Origin of the sequence: Marinifilum caeruleilacunae (assembly GCF_013141825.1) — a bacterium.
GTDB lineage: Bacteria > Bacteroidota > Bacteroidia > Bacteroidales > Marinifilaceae > Marinifilum > Marinifilum caeruleilacunae.
The window spans coordinates 224456-242284 of the sequence record NZ_RZNH01000002.1 but is presented as its reverse complement, the minus strand read 5'-3'; the positions used below and the strand labels follow the sequence as shown (position 1 = coordinate 242284).

The following is a 17829-nucleotide window of genomic DNA, read 5'->3' as shown; positions in this document are numbered from 1 at the left end:
TCTCTCAAATTTGCAACACCATTTTAAGAAAAGGAAATACCTGGTGATTTTGTGAAAAAATAGAATAAGATGAAAGTGCTAAAAGGAGAAAAACGAGAGAGTAGTATAGAATGGTTCAAAACAGTAAGATGTCAGACATATTTTAGAGCGAATCCACTTAAAAAGGCAAGGTGCAGATAAAGAGATAGATGGAGGTGTCATTATCCAATTTGATACGGTTCTAAAAGTCCCATATTCCAAAATGCAGCGCCTGGGTTTGCATCATTTCCCACTTTTCGGTTGAAATCAAAAATCAATCTAATCTTATGAGTAAAAAACGAGTTAGCCTATTCAGAAACATTTTACAGTTTTCTGTACTCTCTCTGATTATCCTGTTCTTTATCGGAAATCAGCTAGGCTTAAGTGTAGTCGATTTTGAGACATATTGTCCAATGGGGGGAATTCAAGCCATTCTAACTTTAATGCAGGATGGATTAATCGCTTGTAATATGACAGTAACCCAAATGGTATTGGGTGCAGTATTCTTATTTACTGTATTGGTACTGGGTAAACTGTTTTGTAGTCATCTTTGTCCGCTGGGAACGGTATCGGAAGCAATTGGAAAAGCAGCAGATCGCTTTAAAATTAGAAGAGATATTAATGGTGTTACCGATAAAGCCTTAAGAAGTTTAAAATACATTCTTCTGTTCTTTACCCTAACCATTACCTTAAAAACCGGTGAACTGTTTTGTAAACAATACGATCCTTTTTATACAAGTATCACACTATACGGTCACAGGGTAAACTACCTTTTCGCAACAATCTCTATTTCTATATTTATTTTAGGCTCCATAGTATTTAGATTGTTCTGGTGTAAGTACCTGTGTCCGCTTGGTGCGATATCAAACATTTTTAAATATTGGATAGGAGTAGGAGTAGTAGTAGCCATTTTAGGCTCAATGTACTTCTTCGAAGTAGGTGTTGATATCAGTATTATTGTTGGAATTATCTGCCTGGTGGGTTATGTGTTGGAAATCCTGAAAGTGGAAACCAAACAACAATCTGTATTAAAAATTACGCGCCATACACACACATGTATCGATTGTGGATTGTGTTCAAGAAGCTGCCCACAGGGAATTGATGTAGCAGATATGGAAATGGTGAAACACCCGGACTGTAACATTTGTGGCGATTGTGTTTCAGCTTGTCCGAAAGATGGAGCATTGACCTTAAATGAAAAACTGAATGTAAAATGGTTACCATCGGTATTGGTAGTTGTTTTGTTTATTGCCGGATTGGTAATTGCAAGTCAGTACAATTTGCCAACAGTTTCTAAAGCCTGGGGTAATACTACCGAAATGGACCAGTCGAAAGAATTTACCATCGAACACATGAGCCATTTGACCTGCTTTAGCAGCTCTATGGGATTTGTACGCCAAATGAAAGAGGTAGATGGAGTTCTTGGTGTAAATACTTACATCAGCGATCACAAAGCCGAAATTACTTACGATACCACCAAGATTGACGAGTTGAGCATTCGAAAAATGCTTTACACCCGATCGAAGCAATTTGTAAAAGCTCCTAAGCTTGATCAGGAACTTGCAGTTCATAAACTTCGTGTAGCCAAGTATTTGACCGAAGCCGATTTGAAAATTATGGCTGAGGCACTTCAGAATGAAGGCATCTACCAATTGGAAACACAATTCGATACAGAAATCAGATTATTGGCTTTCTGTGATTCGGAAATGAGTGAATCGAAAATCGAAAAGTTGATTACATCGATTAAACACAGAAGAAGCTATCCGTACGAGGTAAAAGACGTGGTAAAATCTAATGTGCCAATCAACGGAATTGGATTGATGAAGAGAACCTTTAAGAAACACAAGGCAACATTTAACAACTTTAAATCTTACCCAAGAGAGCAATTACGATCAATCATGCTGGTATTGGAAGATTTCCCGAAAAACGAAAACAAGTTTAAGGAGTTGTCAAATCACGTAGCTAAAAAATACAAGGGAGTTGTTGGTATTCATGCCGATTACCAGGCACAACCAACCGTTCGATTCTTCTACATCCAGGATAAAGTTAATCCTGATGAAATGGTAGAATGGGCAGCAAAAGAAGAGATGACTTTGGTGTATACCAATGGAGAAAGCGAGCAGGTGGCAAACCCTTTCAAATTTAAACTTACAAACTAACCCACGCTAAAATCAATTAAATAACAAGTCTATGGTAAGAATCTATTTAATAGCACTTCTTGTTTTACTGCAGTTCCAGCTTTTTGCCCAGGGACTAACAGTAGCAGGAACAGTTACCGATGCAGGCGATAAGCTTGGCATACCAGGTGTTACTGTGCTAGAAAAAGGCACATCGAATGGCGTAACCACCGATTTCGATGGAAAATTCACTTTAAAAGTAAGCAAAGCGAATGCTGAACTGATGTTTTCATTCATTGGTTACGAAACCCAATTTATTCCGGTAAAAGGGCAGAAAGTAATCAACGTGCAGCTAAAATCGGCAGACCAGAAACTGAACGAGGTGGTAGTACTGGGATACGGTAGCGTAAAATCGCGCGAAGCTGTTGTAGGTTCGGTAGAGCAGGTAAAATCAGACGAATTGTTAAAGCACAGTAATGCGCAAAGTGTCGACCAAATGTTGGAAGGACAGGTTGCTGGTGTGTATTTGGAGTCGGATGATGGAAACCCGAACAGTCCGGTAAAAGTGCGTATTCGTGGGAATAACTCGTTGCCTGATTTAGGTTCGAATATTACAGCTTCAAGTGAGCCATTGTATATTTTGGATGGAGTGCCTTTGGTTGATGCATTAAACCCAAATGTTGATCAGAAATCTGGTGCTGCTGCTGATGATCAGATAGTCATCAATCCGTTAGCCTTGATTAATCCGGAGGATATTGAATCGGTATCCATATTGAAAGATGCTTCTGCAGCAGCGATTTATGGTGCAAATGCGGCAAATGGTGTAGTAATCATTACCACTAAGAAAGGGGTGAAAGGGAAAACCAGGGTCAACATCTCCCACAAAACCTTATTAAGTACACCTATTAATAAAATTGAATATTTAAATACCGATCAGTATGTTGAATTGGCTACTGAGTATTATCGAAATTCGGGTTATTCAGAGGAAAGTATTCCAGAAGAAGTTGGTCGTACGGATGTTTATACGAATTGGCGTGATCTGACATTGCAAAATTCAGTGGCGCACCAAACCAATTTGAATATTTCTGGAGGTTCCGATAAAACAACATATCGTTTGTCGTTTGGCTACAAAGACAATGAAACAACCACAAAAGGAAATGATTCGGAGTCAATTATTTCTCGCTTGAGTTTGGATACTGAATTGGCGAAAGGAGTAAGATTATCATACAGTGGTGGTATAAGTAGTTTTAAATCGGAGAAGTATGCAGCTTTTGCAACCTATGCATACAAACCAAATATTCCGGTGTACGATGAAGAAGGAAAATATACTCAGATGGAGACTTATGCCAATCCATTGGCAGATTTGGCTCAGAATACCAATGAGTCTGAGAAGTTCTACTCGAATAACAGTTTAAACCTGAAGGTGAAGATTTCGAAAAACTTTAGTTCATCAAGTATGTTTGGATTGGATTATACCAACACCAAACAATACTCCTTTTATTCGAAAGAAAATGGAAGGGGCCGTAAAAAGAATGGAGTAATCAAAGAAAAACGTACCGAGAATAATAATTGGGTTACTTATACACAATTGGAATATAACGGATCGGTAAAAAAACATTCATTCGGCGCCACTGCCGGTATTCAGCTAAAACATGATGAGCGAAACCAAACATCTGTTTCAGAAGAGAATTTGGTTTCGGAAAAGATTCGTATTCCAGGAAATGGTGATGATGAAGACAGTTCAGTAAGTTCATCGGAGAGTGAAAGTGCAATGAGATCTTACTATGGTCGATTCAATTATGACTTTGGAAAGAAATATTTCTTGTCAATGAACTTCCGTTCCGATGCATCATCCTACTTTGGAGGAGATCAAAAAGTGGAAAATTTCGCTTCCATTGGTGGCTCATGGATTATCTCAAAAGAGAACTTTTGGATAGAGAATGATATCATCAATTTCGTGAAGTTGAAATCTTCTTTCGGAAAGTTGGGAAATGCGAAAGTAGGATCATACTCGGCTCGAGGATTATATAGTTATAGCACATCCTCCAGTTATAATGGGAAATTAATTGCTCAACCATATGCCGCTCCTAATGAAGACTTAGGATGGCAACAATCCTATAAGTTTAATGCAGGTTTGATTGTGAAGTTCTTGAGAAAATTTACTCTTGAGACAGAGTATTATAACAATAAAACCAAAGATGGTATCCTTTCATTGAATGTGGTACCGGAAACGGGATGGAATATTATTTCTGTGAACACGGCTGATTTGACGAATTATGGTCTGGAATTTACTTTGAAGGCAAGTAATATTATGCTTGGAAAAGTACAATGGAACAGCAACTTTAATATTGGTTTTAATAAGAGTAGGTTAGACAAATTGGCACTTTATTCTGAGCGATTTGTTTCGGGAACTGCCGGATTAATTGTCGGTGAATCTACTTCTTTAATTATGGGAAATGTTTATGCTGGTGTTGATGCTAATACAGGTGATCCGCAATGGAAAATGAAAGACGGAAGCATCACAAAAGATCCTAGTGATTTATCTGGGGTTGATAATAAGCAAATCATAGGGAAGTCCAATCCTGATTTTACAGGTGGTTTTTCAAACAATTTCAATTATAAAGGTTTTAACCTTTCATTCATGATTGCCTTTGAGTATGGAGCTGATAAAATGATGCCTTACCCTGCCAGGGATATGGAAAATATCAAGACACTGAATATTTACAATAAAAGTGTGAATTTATTGGACAGGTGGCAAAAACCTGGTGACCGTACTGATATTCCTAGATTGGATAAGGATATCAAATACAATGCCTACAGTACCCGATTTTTGTTCGATCAATCCAATGTTTCGGTTCGTTCAATTGCTCTACACTACAACCTTCCAAAAAGTTTGTGTTCTTCCATGAGATTGGCCAATGCTTCGCTTGGAGTGAATGTTTCAAATGTTTATACATGGTACAAAGAGGGAGGAAAATCAGGCAGAAATGGATTGGCCGAATACCGTTACCCATTCCCACAGTCCAGAACAGTTGCTTTTCAGTTAAAGCTGGGGATTTAATCATGAAGTTTAAAAGGAGATAGATATGAAAAAATTAATATACATAGGATTATTGGCATTAGGTTTTGCTTCATGTTCCGATTTTTTGGATATCGATGATGAAACAAAAATATCTAATGATAGATTATTTTCTACACTAAGTGGAGTTGAAGAGGCTTTGAATGGCGCATATTACGAAATGGGAGCAACTAATTATTACGGAACTCAAATGATTATGGCTGCCGAAGTTAAAGGTGGAAATTTGAAAATTGACGACCTTAATTTTGAAAGTCCATTTTCATTCTACTATATCCCAGCATTTGAATTTACGCATACAGTTGAAGGAGAAGATGATTACTTTGATGGATGTTACGGACAGATTTATGAAGTGATTAGTGCTGCAAACATGGTGATTGAAAATATTGATTACGTGGAGGATGCAAGTGATCTTCAAAAGTTACAAGCTGTGGCAGAAGCAAAAGCAATTCGTGCATTGGCACATTTCGATTTGGCCAGGCTATATGCACAACCATATTCTTACACCGCTAATGCTCAGCATTTAGGAATTCCATATCTGCAAAAAAATATTGCTTACCACGAATTAACCAGTCGTGATTTGCTTTACGATAACTACGAAAACATTATTGCAGATCTTTTGGAAGCTGAGCAGAATTTAGGAACCGCAATTGGGGTAGAAGAAGCAAAGTCGGCAAAGTTCTATATGTCTAAGGTTGCAGCTCAGGCTCTTTTGGCAAGAGTTTATCTGTACAAGAGCGATTGGGACAAAGCTAGAGAATATGCTACGAAAGTTATAGAAAGTGGTAGTGCTTCTTTACTGCCAAATTCGGAAGTTTTAGATTACTATTCGAACAATACACCTACTAACGAAGATCTTTTTGCGATTGATAATGGAGGTCGCAATAATGCTGCTCCCTTGTCGGATAGAATTGGAATCAGTGAAAACAGAGATCGTTTTTACTTGCTGCCAAGCAATGATATTATTGACTTGTATGATGATGAAGATGTAAGAAAACAACTATTTGGCGAGCAAGAAGCAAAAGATGTTGTACAATCTCTAACTGCTAAATGGACAGAAATGGCCGATAAAGACCATTATATCCCAGTGGTACGTTTGGCTGAAATGTACCTGATTAGAGCAGAAGCTTCTCTTAATCTACCAGCAATAGATGAGGTGCAGGCTCGTGCCGACTTAGACGTCATTCGCAAACGTGCAAATCCCAATGCTACAAACCTACAATTGTCAGGAGCTGCTTTAAAAGAAGAACTTTTCCTGGAGAGAAGACGAGAATTGGCTTTTGAAGGGCATTTGTTCTTTGATATTGTAAGAATGGGAAGAGACTTGAGAAGAGTGGATTGTAATGCTACTCAAAATGTAAATGTCGATTATCCAAGCGATTTATTTGTTCTGCCAATTCCAGAAGATGCAATTGAAGGAAATCCAAATATGGTTCAAAATCCGGGATACTAATATTTAAAGATAATTAAGTTTTAACATAAGATCTTCCCGGATCCCCTTGGGAAGATCGAATAATCAAAAATCTATTAACACATGAAAAAGAGTTATTTAAACATGATGTGGCTAATGGTAGCTGCGCTAATTTTAGCAAGTTGTAGTGACGATGATGATCCAATCATCCCAAAACTATCATTGACTGCTGATGCAATCGAAATTTCGGAAACAGCTACTTCTGCTTTGCTTGTAAAAGTAAATGCTGATGCTCCTCTTGAAACTGCATACACTGTAGGTATTGCTTTATCGGGAACTGCTGTTGAAGGTGTAAACTTCCAGGATATTGCAAAAACTGTAACCATTCCTGCAAACCAGACTACGGCTAACATTTTTGTTAACCCAATTAATGTTTCAGCCATTGAAGCAAGCAAAACATTGGCAATTGCACTACAAGCAGGTACAGGTTATGAATTGTCTACTCCTGCAAATGTAAACATCACCATTGTTGACAATGCTAATCCTCCTTCGGATGCTCCTGAGGTTTCTTTTGGAACATCTGATTTTGTAACTAATCCATATATGGAAGAGGTGAAAACCATTACAGTTGGTTTGAGCAAAACTTATGCTTCTGATCTTGTAATTCCATTGACTATCGATGGAGATTTAGTTGCTGATACAGATTATGAAATTGCTGGTTTAAGCAACAATGCAATTACAATTCCGGCCGGATCGGTTTCAGCAGACTTTACTGTAACAATGAAAAATACTGCCGTGGTTGATATGGACAAAACTGTAACTTTTGGTTTTGCTGCTCCATCGGTAACCGATTATGCTGTGAAAGCTACTGAGAATACTTTCGCAATTAATGCTGTTGATCCACAGGTTGATTTTTCTGTATGGTTTAACGAAACTAACGACTACACTGGTTTTAGAGAAGACAATACTACAGACACTTATGTATTTAAATCCAATATGGCATATTGGACAAAAAGATACTATTGGGATTCTGTTGCTGAAGATTGGAAATCTTTATCGAGAGGTAATGTATTGAATGTTTCAGAAACTGATGGTAACCAATGGACTGATGTAACAAATACATTTGAGCATAAAGTTGGTGGTAAATTTGTTTATACTACAGATTTTGAAAGAACAGAATATCAAGGTGGTGATTACCTGGGATTGACCAAGTTTTTTGATAACGAAGCGGTTTATAGCTCTAACTCTTCTCAAATCAAATCGGAAACTGGATGGTTCCGTTTTGCAGCCAAGGAAGTAAATGCTACAACTGGTGACGTTGTTGTTCCTGCTCAAACATTAACTGTTTATAAAGCAAATGATATTGATGCCTGGAAAGCTAAAACTTACGTTGATGTTGATGTTAATGGAGAAATTAAATCAAAGTATTATTACTGGTGGTATGCTGATTCTAAATTAAATGGTGGAGACATCTCTAAATCTTCACAAGTAACACCTGCTACAATTACTGTAGAAAGATCAGTAGGAACATTTAATGCTACAAGCAAAGAAATTATTGTAGATATTACATTCACATGTTCTGATGATGACTTCGAGATTGATCCTAAATATTATATTTCGAATGACGGAGATACTTATACAATGAGAATTAAGTACATCAACTGGAAATAATTCAACTAAAAGTGATCGGCGAAAGCCGGTCACTTATCCTTTTTTCAACAAACAGAAACAACCCACAGAACTATAAATAACAACAAATGTTTCGATTTACATTATCAACTCTTTTCTTCATTTTGGCACTAAGCATTTCGGCAAGTGCTCAAAGCAATTATGCGGCATTGGCTAAAAAGTACCAGCCTTTGCTTAATAAGGCTGATATCAGCGACAGCGGTTTTATAAGCGTACACATGAATGACAGCAAGCTGTGGCTCGAAATTCCTGATAGCATTATGGGAAGAGATTTGTTAATTGGCAGCAGGGTAGAGGAAATTAGTTCTACCAGGAGTGCAGTGGCGGGGCAAATGATGCACAACCCAATGTTGGTGCAATTCAGTCAGGATGCCAAAGCTGTTTACCTACATGTTATTAGCCTGGAAAAGCAGATGGATCCAAACGATCCAATCAGTATTTCATTCAATCGAAACAATGTTCAAACCATTTATTCTGCTTTTAAAATAGAAGCCAGAAATGCAAAAAACAATGCATCGGTTATCGATGTAACAAAATTCTTTAACAATCAGATTCCTCAGATTTCACCTTTTGGAGGCGGGAGCAGGGGAAAAGTAATTCCTGAAGCTACAAAAACCATTGAAGCACGAGCTTATGATAGCAATGTTGAAATTGTTAGCCAGATGGGATTTATGGGAAAACGCAAACAATTTATGTGCTCTTTACATCGCTCTATTGTGTTGCTTCCCAAAAAACCAATGCGTCCTCGTTTAGGGAGTTCGCAGATAAATTATTACGAAGAAGTAAGAAAAGAATTATCATCTGAATATATGGATGTTAAATCCTACACCTATATTAAAAGATGGAGGCTCGAAGCCAAAAAAGAAGATGAGAAACGCCACCAGAATGGCGAATTGGTTGAACCTAAGAAACCAATTGTATTTTACGTTGACAATTCGATTCCTGAAAAATGGAAACCTTATATTAAAGCTGGTATTGAAGACTGGCAAATGGCATTCGAAGCCATTGGATTTAAGAATGCAATCATAGCAAAAGATTATCCGGTAAACGATACAACTTTCCATGCCAATGATTTTACCAATTCATGTTTTAGATACATCACAACCGATAAAGCAAATGCCATGGGCAACCACTGGGTTGATCCGCGTTCGGGTGAAATTCTTCAGGGCGATGTGCTTTTCTATCACAATGTAATCAGCAAATTGTATCAGTGGCGTTTTTCTCAGACTGCGGCTAACGATCCTGCAATCAGGGGAAATATGGAAAATGTGCCAAATGAGATCCTTGGCGAACTAATTCGATACGCAGCTGCTCACGAAATAGGACACTGCCTGGGGATGAAACACAACTATCGTGCTTCCTATGCTTATCCGGTAGATTCATTGCGTTCGGCAAGTTTTACAAAAAAATACGGAACGGCCGCTTCGATTATGGATTATGCCCGAAACAATTATATCGCACAGCCAAAAGATAAAGGAGTAAGCTTAACACCTCCTTTACTGGGAGTATACGATTATTTTGCCATTAAATGGGCTTACCAACCTATTTATAATGCCGATAATGCTGAAGAAGAAAAGGCAACACTGAACAAATGGTTCGAAGAGAGAAGCAATGATGATATGTACCTGTTTGGCACCAAAAATGGAATGGGTGATGGCATGTTGGATCCTTCGGTATTGACAGAATCTTTAGGAAATGATGTGATAAAAGCCAGTCGTTATGGTGCGGCAAACACCAAGCTAATTATGAAAAACCTTGTGGAATGGACTGCCGCCGATGAGCTTGGAAACAATCATTTGGAATGGATGTATGAAGGAGTGATCAAACAATACAACAGGTATTTTAAACATGCCGAAGCGCGCCTTGGCGGGATGTATGAGTTCGATGTAACCAACGAAACACATCCTGAAAAATATGTAGCGGTAAGTCGAGACAAACAGAAGGAGGCTTTGGATTACATCATGGATGAGTTATTGAGTCAGTACGACTGGATGAAAACCAATGAGTTTGAGAGAAGGCTGGGAAGTTTGGATCGGGAAATTATGAAATCGCAAGGTGAAATCATCAATCGATTAATCAACAGGGCTGTTTTGGTGAGAATGTATACCTGTTCGAGTCAGTCGACCGATCCTTATGCAGTTAGCGAATATTTAAGCGATATCACAGAACGTGTATTTTCGGTTTCGAGCAAGAAACAGGCAACAAGCTGGATGAGAAATATACAGGTTGAATACGTGAAAGGCTTACAGAAATTGCTAGAAGACAATGCCAAAGATGGGGGGCATGTATTTAATAATTTGATCATGGCTGATATTAAAGCTGAGTTGAATGCTGTAAAAAATATGGCAAGTAAAAAAACAGAAAAAGGGAATGAAGAAGTGAAAAAGCATTTCACCTTCCTAACATATATCCTGAACTAAAATACAGTTCATACAAGTACAGAATTAAGCGAATTGAAAAGATAATTGATGAATTCATATTCATCAAACAGGGAAACCTACAACTGAAATTGAAATGCTAAGATTTAAATTATTGTTGATTTGCCTGCTGTTATCAGCAGCATCGGTGAAAGCAGACGAGGGAATGTGGATTCCTTCATTACTAAAGAAATACAATATCAAAGACATGAAAAAGGCAGGATTTAAATTGTCTGCCGAAGATGTTTACGATATCAATAAAATATGCCTGAAAGATGCCATACTCGGATTGGGTAGCAAAAGTAATCCTACCACTTTTACTGGTAGCGGATCATTTATCTCTGAAAGTGGATTGGTATTGACCAACCATCATACTGTGGTGAGTTATTTGCACAAGCACAGCAGCGAAGAATTGAACTACATGAGAGATGGTTTTTATGCGCAGAATAAAACAGATGAACTGCCAGCCAAAGGTTTAACTCTGGCACGTCTTGTTCGCCTGGAAGATGTGACTGAAAACCTTCTGAAAGGAACTGAATCATTAAGCGATGTGGAAAAGAGTCGTTTGGTTGATAAGAGAGCCAAGGAGATTTCCAAAAAGGTAAGAGAAGGAAATCATTACAAAGTTAAGGTGAAATCGTATTTTGGTGGAACGCAGATGTTTCTTGAGGTGTACGAGATTTATCGCGATGTAAGAATTGTAGCTATGCCTCCATTGGCTTTGGGAAAATTTGGAGGTGAAAGCGATAACTGGAGATGGCCTCGCCAGTCGGCTGACTTTGCTGTTCTAAGAGTCTATGGAAATGCTAATCATGAGTCTTTAAGATATTCAATTGCAAACGAGCCAATTACACCTGTAAACCATTTGGAATTATCATTGAAAGGATATAAGGAGGGTGATTTTGCCATGGTATACGGCTTTCCGGGTAGTACCAAGCAATATTTAACGGCTCGTGCAGTTCAGCAAATTGCTGAAGTAACGAACTATCATGGCATCAAAATCAGAGAGGCCAAAATGGAGATTATTAGCAAGGCCATGAACAAGAATGAAGATCTGTGGTTAAAGTATTCAGATTTTATGGCAAAAACATCGAACAGTTTGCTGAGATGGAAAGCCGAGCTTCGTGGAATCGAGAAACTGGACCTTGTGAATCTGAAAAGGAAGGAAGAGGAAGCCTTTACCCAATGGATAAATTCTTCGGAAGAGTTGAAAAAGAAATATGCAGAAGTGATTCCGGGAATTGAGGATTGTGTTGCCCGTTTGGATACCATTGAAAAGCTGAATATGTATGTATTCGAAGGTGGAATAAAAGGGGGTAATTTTGTTTCTTTTGCTGGAAAATTCGACATGTTGAATGCAATTGCCTCGCGAAAGAATGTAAATGAGAAACGCCTGAACAAAGAGTTGAGACGATTAAGAGTGGAAGCTTCCAACTTCTTTAATGCTTATGATCTGGAAACAGAAAAAGAATTCCTGAAAACATTGGTGAAACTTTATGACGAAAATGTGGGTGATAAGTACAAGCCAAAACCTATTATAGAGGCCAGAGCCAAATACAATGGCAATTTCGATCGATATATCGATGATGCTTTCAGCAATTCAATGTTTGCTTCGAAAGAGAAATTGAATGAGTTTTTGAAGTACTTCACAAAGGAAGATGCGAAGAAACTACAAAATGATCCTGTGTTTGATTTGTGCCTGAGTTACTTTCTAATCAATAAGGATATGGTATATCGCCAACGTGTGGATATCAGAAAAGAGTATGGCAAGTATCACAACAAGTACTTACAGGCCAAAAAGGAAATGATGGCCGGGCAAAAAATTATTGCCGATGCCAACAGGTCTTTACGAGTATCCTACGGTAATATTTTAGGAATTGAGGATGATGGCAAAAATTATGCTCCTATTGCTTATTTGAATGAGTTGGTAGAAAAAAACAGCAAAGACCCTAAAGTGTATGCAGCACCTCAAGCTTATATCGATACCTGCAAGAAGGCCATAAAAGAATCGAAAAAGGCCATTCCAACCTGTTTTATCAGCAATAGCCATACAACAGGTGGAAACTCGGGAAGTCCGGTATTGAATGCCAAGGGAAAAATAATTGGTTTGAATTTCGACCGTGCAGGAAATGGCTTGGTTGGCGATTACAAATATATGCCTGAATTAACCCGCCATATTGCTGTTGATATCCGATACATTCGATTCGTTCTGGAACATCAGCTGCATGCCGACAATTTGCTCGAAGAGTGGAAGTAGTGCGGAAATTTAGGGTGCAAGAGATGCTGTAGAATTTTGAAAAACAATAACGAAGCCTATTAAACAATTTACTTATGAAACATTCACATATTTTACTGGTATTAAGCTTGCTTGTTGCGGCGTGTAATTCTTACGACCATGAGGCTTATATTGCAAAGTTTAAGGCTGATTTCGATAAGGAAATCAATTCCTATACCGTAAACAAACACGATTCAGCTCGTTTGCTTAGTGCTAGAGGACAAAGCATTGAAGAGTTTAAGGCAGAAAAAATTGCCAACGACCGATTCTATATCGATAATTATTCGTGGTACCAATTGGGAAAAAACCTGATGTTATCGCCCGAAGAGGCCAAGATTGAAGCGAAAAAATATGGTTTTGAGCGCCCATATTACTTCCTGGAATTTTTAAAGAGCGAAACTACTAAAGGTCCTGTAAAAAAGCAGGTAATGGAAGATGTTCGAAATCGCCTGTATATTAAGCATGGTAAAGATTCTGTTCAAATTTATGGGTGTGCTGCCAAAGATTTGTTCGCTGCGGTAAAACGTCATGAGAAATACAAATACTTTTTCTTTTTGAAGGTAGATTTTGAGAAAGTAAAAGATGCTACCGACAAGCAAAAAAAGGTAGCAGCTCAAATGTTTCAGGGAGCTTTTAAAAGGTTATTGGCAAAAACTGAGGTAAAGGACAATTTGTATCACATTACCATTAGCAAGGGTGAAGAAATCGGTATATCGGAAGATCTGTTTATCATTGGTAAGGGAATGCTCGAAGATTCGAACAAGGATTTTATCGAAATGAGAAAAACTCAGGCCGATTATATGATGAATTTGAATCCTGAACAGGTTCGTTTGGTAAGTATGAACTGGGATAACGCATATAGTCTGTATAAAAGATATGTAAAGAACAAAAAGCATTAGAGTTCTAATTTTTGGTTTTATTAGAACATCTGATTTAGTTAGTGTTATCGTGTAGGAGCCCTTTTTTAGGGCTCCTTTCTTGTTTATAAACAGTTAATAATTGCAAACATATTTCTATCTTAATTGTTTAAAAGCATAGAACAAAAAACTTACCTGCTATCAAGATGAAAAAACTCTTTACAATACTTTTGATATTGCTAACATTCGAAGGCTTTACACAAATTAGTACATCCATAAGGGGCTATGTGAAAGATGAAACCGGGATGGCTTTAATTGGAGCGTCGGTTTATCTTGAAAATACAATTCAAGGTTCCATTACCAACGAGAAGGGATATTACCAAATCGATAATGTAAAACCGGGTTCGTATAATTTGGTGGTAAGTTATTTGGGATATAAAAGTCAGACCCGATACAATATCGACTTAAGATCGGTTGGAAACCAACTCTACAATTTTGTACTTAAAGAGTCTGCTACCAATCTGTCGGAAGTTGTGGTTTCCAATCAGAATAAGATTACAAGACCTAGAGAAACGCCACTGTCGACACAAACCTTATCGTCAGTTGAAATTGCTACCTATCCGGGAGGGAATAATGATGTGGTCCGCGTAGCCCAGTCGTTTCCTGGAATTTCACCATCGCCTGGCGGTTTTCGCAACGATTTAATTATTCGTGGAGGAGCACCCAACGAATCGGTGTATTACCTTGATGGGATAGAGATTCCAAATATCAATCATTTTAGTACACAGGGAAGTTCGGGTGGACCTGTTGGCATGTTGAATGTTTCCTTTATCGATGATGTTAGTTTATCGACTTCTGCTTTTGGCAGTCAGTACGATAATGCATTGTCTGGGGTTTTGCAGTTTAGTCAGCGCGAAGGCAGTCAATCTTCCTATCATACGAACTTTAGGTTGAGTGCAAGCGAAGCTGCCTTAACCCACGAAGGACCATTATTTAAAAAAGGAGAGGAGCAGAGCAAAACGAGTTACATGATTTCGGCCCGAAGGTCCTATTTGCAGTTTTTATTCGAATTGGTAGGTTTGCCTATTCGTCCTGATTATTGGGATTACCAGTACAAAATCACACATCGAATTGATGATTACAACACCTTAAATTTAATTGGTCTTGGATCGATTGACGACTTTGCAGTAGATGCCAGTGGGGATATTGAAGGAGATGAATTGTCGATTTTGGAACAGGCTCCGTTTATCGAACAACGAACCAATACCATTGGTTTAAGCTGGCGACACAGGTTTAAATCCGGTAAGGGATTCATGCAAACCAGCATAAGCAACAATTTACTGGTGAACGATTTTTCACGTTACGAAGACAACCGAACTCAAAGCGGACTCTATTTCAGGAATGATTCCCGCGAAATGGAGACCAAACTTCGATGGGGACTGACTTACTTTCAAAAAGACTGGAAAATTCAAACCGGGGTGAATATTCAATACAGCGATTATGAGAACATTACTCTGGACCTGAACGATAATTATGCCTACGAAACCGAGATCGATTTTATGAAATACGGAGCTTATGCGAATCTTACACGTACATTTCTGGATGAACGTCTCGATTTCTCGATAGGTGTACGAATGGATGCTGATAGCTTCACCAGGGGGAACGATATATTCTCTAATTTATCGCCCAGAATGGCCTTGTCGTACGAGTTTACCGACGACTGGAAAGTAAAAGCATCGGTGGGAAGATATTACAAGATTGCGCCCTACACCATATTGGGATTCCAGGAAAATGGGACTTTCGTAAATAAAGATGTCGATTACACCAGGAGTGATCATTTTGTACTGGGCCTGGAAAGAATTCTTGGTCCGGCAGCCAGTATCAGCCTGGAGGCCTTTTACAAAAAATACGAGGATTACCCTGTTTCCATTGTCGACCAGGTATCGCTGGCCAATAAAGGAGCCGATTTCGAAATCTTGGGTAACGAGGCTGTAGAGACTGTTGGAAAAGGCAGAAGCTATGGATTGGAACTGCAGTTTCAGCAAAAATTAAGCAAGCGTTTTTACGGATTGTTTGCCTATACTTTTTTCTATAGCGAGTTTACCGGATTCGATCGAAGTAAGTATTTGCCATCGGTTTGGGATAGTCGTCACTTGTTGTCGTTCACGGGAGGTTATAAGCTAAAGAAAAACTGGGAGATTAGTGCCCGATATCGCTTTGCAGGGGAAACACCAATTGTGCCAACCAATTTGGATGAGACCTTGATCCGTTATCCTGAAATTGTGTTGGATTATAGCCGCATGGGAGAGGAGAAGCTAGGAGTTTTTAGCGAGTTGGATGTAAGAATCGATAAGAAATACAATTTCAAAAAGCTATCGCTGGAATTTTTTCTAGAGATTCAAAACCTGCTTATGCGCAAAACACCAGAAGCACCCGAATATATCCTCGCAAGAGATGATATGGGTAATGTAATTGAACCCCGAAGTCTGGAACAGGTAGTAGAAGAGGAAGGAGCGCCAATCCCAACCATTGGAATTGTGATTGATTTTTAGGAGGGATTAGATTTACGATGATCCAACCAACTCTTACTATTTAGTAGATGATTCTCCAGTTTTAGGTGATTCGCAGCATTGTTTCTCCATCTCCAACAACCATTTTTTACGTCCTAAACCACCTGCATAACCAGTAAGTTCGCCATTACTACCAATTACCCTGTGGCAGGGAATGATAATGGCAATGCGGTTCATTCCATTGGCATTGGCAACGGCTCTTACAGCTTTGGGTTTGCCTAGTAAATTGGCTTGTTCCTGGTACGATCGGGTTTCTCCGTAAGGAATGTTTTTCAGTAAGTCCCAAACAGAATTCTGAAAGTCGGTTCCAGGGCTGTGAAGAGGCACTGTAAAATTAGATCGTTTCCCTTCCATGTATTCGGCAATCTCTTCCTGAACCTGACTTAGTATAGGATTTTGGCCGGGCAGAATCACTGCATCCAATCTTTTACAGAGATCCTGAAATTCTCTTTCCAACATCCTACGATCGGTAAACTCCAGCAAGCACAAGCCTTTTTCTGTAGCACAGGCAAACATAGGGCCCAGTTTGGTGGTAAACCTGATGATGTTGATTACATTTTTTGATTGATCTCCCGTAGGTGAGTTCGAAAATATCTTGCGATAACCTTCGTTAAAGCCGCTCAAAGAATCATAACCTACTCCAAATGCAGTATTGGTGACCGAATTTCCGCCCCGAATCTGGTTGTAAGCTTTGTTAATTCGCATCATACGTTGGTAGGCATGAAAGGTCATGTTGTGATGTTTCTTGAACCATCTGCGAATCTGACTTGGCTCTATACCCCTTTGTCTTAAATCGTAATCTTTAATTTTTAGATAAGGATCGGCATGTAGCTCATTGATTAGATTTTTGATATAATCGGGCGTTTCTCCTGCCTGTTCCATAGGTTTACAGATTTTACATGGACGAAAACCATTCTGAATGGCCTGTTGGGCGGTATCGTAAAAAATCACATTTTCGGGCTTGGGCTTTCTTGCCCTGCAAGATGGTCGGCAAAAGATTCCTGTTGTCACCACGCCAGTATAGAAAACGCCTTCATAATCAGATTCTGCCTTACCAATGGCATCGTATTTTTCTTCAAAGCTTAATTTGATATTCATGTTTGTCTGTTCCTCTCTCTTTAAATATACAGAACAAAGCTAAGTTGGTAAAATGTTTTATGCTACCGAAAAATTGACAAGTTCTTTTTTAATCGACTTGAAAAAGGAAAGTGATTTTGAAAATAAGGCAAAAAAAAATCGTCACCGGATGAAGGGTGACGATTTCTTGACTTGGAAGGGTGGAAGCCCCTTTAGCCCAAGTAAGCTTGTTAATGTGAACACGGAGGGAGTCGAACCCCCAACCTCCACAGCCGTAATGTGGTGCACTATCCAGTTATGCTACGCGTCCGTTTTTCCTTAA

General features: G+C 38.7%; 9 protein-coding genes and 1 tRNA gene. 8 read left to right on the top strand and 2 right to left on the bottom strand.

The features are described from left to right. Positions 1 to 305: 305 nt before the first annotated feature. From ELS83_RS02495 to ELS83_RS02460, 8 genes are all read left to right on the top strand, one after another. Positions 306 to 2177 carry a 4Fe-4S binding protein gene (locus ELS83_RS02495; RefSeq protein ID WP_171593936.1) on the top strand — a complete coding sequence of 624 codons (1872 nt, stop codon included), beginning with the start codon at positions 306 to 308 and terminating at the stop codon, positions 2175 to 2177. Positions 2178 to 2208: 31 nt separating this feature from the next. After that, the gene (locus tag ELS83_RS02490) at positions 2209 to 5196 is read left to right on the top strand and encodes a SusC/RagA family TonB-linked outer membrane protein (protein WP_171593935.1); all 2988 of its coding nucleotides are present in this window, start codon (positions 2209 to 2211) and stop codon (positions 5194 to 5196) included. A gap of 25 nt (positions 5197 to 5221) precedes the next feature. After that, positions 5222 to 6664, top strand: a complete 1443-nt coding sequence (locus tag ELS83_RS02485; RefSeq protein ID WP_171593934.1) for a RagB/SusD family nutrient uptake outer membrane protein — start codon at positions 5222 to 5224, stop codon at positions 6662 to 6664. An 81-nt stretch (positions 6665 to 6745) separates the two neighbouring features. Further along, positions 6746 to 8293: a hypothetical protein gene (locus ELS83_RS02480; RefSeq protein WP_171593933.1), complete on the top strand. Its 1548-nt coding sequence runs from the start codon at positions 6746 to 6748 to the stop codon at positions 8291 to 8293. An 86-nt stretch (positions 8294 to 8379) separates the two neighbouring features. Further along, the gene (locus ELS83_RS02475; RefSeq protein WP_171593932.1) at positions 8380 to 10731 is read left to right on the top strand and encodes a zinc-dependent metalloprotease; all 2352 of its coding nucleotides are present in this window, start codon (positions 8380 to 8382) and stop codon (positions 10729 to 10731) included. A gap of 94 nt (positions 10732 to 10825) precedes the next feature. Beyond that, positions 10826 to 12985 carry a S46 family peptidase gene (locus ELS83_RS02470; RefSeq protein WP_171593930.1) on the top strand — a complete coding sequence of 720 codons (2160 nt, stop codon included), beginning with the start codon at positions 10826 to 10828 and terminating at the stop codon, positions 12983 to 12985. Between the two features lie 74 nt (positions 12986 to 13059). Continuing rightward, positions 13060 to 13902: a hypothetical protein gene (locus ELS83_RS02465; protein ID WP_171593929.1), complete on the top strand. Its 843-nt coding sequence runs from the start codon at positions 13060 to 13062 to the stop codon at positions 13900 to 13902. Positions 13903 to 14066: 164 nt separating this feature from the next. Then, positions 14067 to 16412 (top strand): TonB-dependent receptor, encoded by a 2346-nt coding sequence (locus tag ELS83_RS02460; protein WP_171593927.1) that lies wholly within the window; start codon positions 14067 to 14069, stop codon positions 16410 to 16412. Positions 16413 to 16448: 36 nt separating this feature from the next. Here ELS83_RS02460 and ELS83_RS02455 read toward each other — a convergent pair whose 3' ends face one another. Further along, positions 16449 to 17528, bottom strand: a complete 1080-nt coding sequence (locus ELS83_RS02455) for a bifunctional transcriptional activator/DNA repair enzyme AdaA (protein WP_171593925.1) — start codon at positions 17526 to 17528, stop codon at positions 16449 to 16451. Positions 17529 to 17743: 215 nt separating this feature from the next. Next, a tRNA-Arg gene (locus ELS83_RS02450) sits at positions 17744 to 17817 on the bottom strand. Between the last annotated feature and the right edge of the window lie 12 nt (positions 17818 to 17829).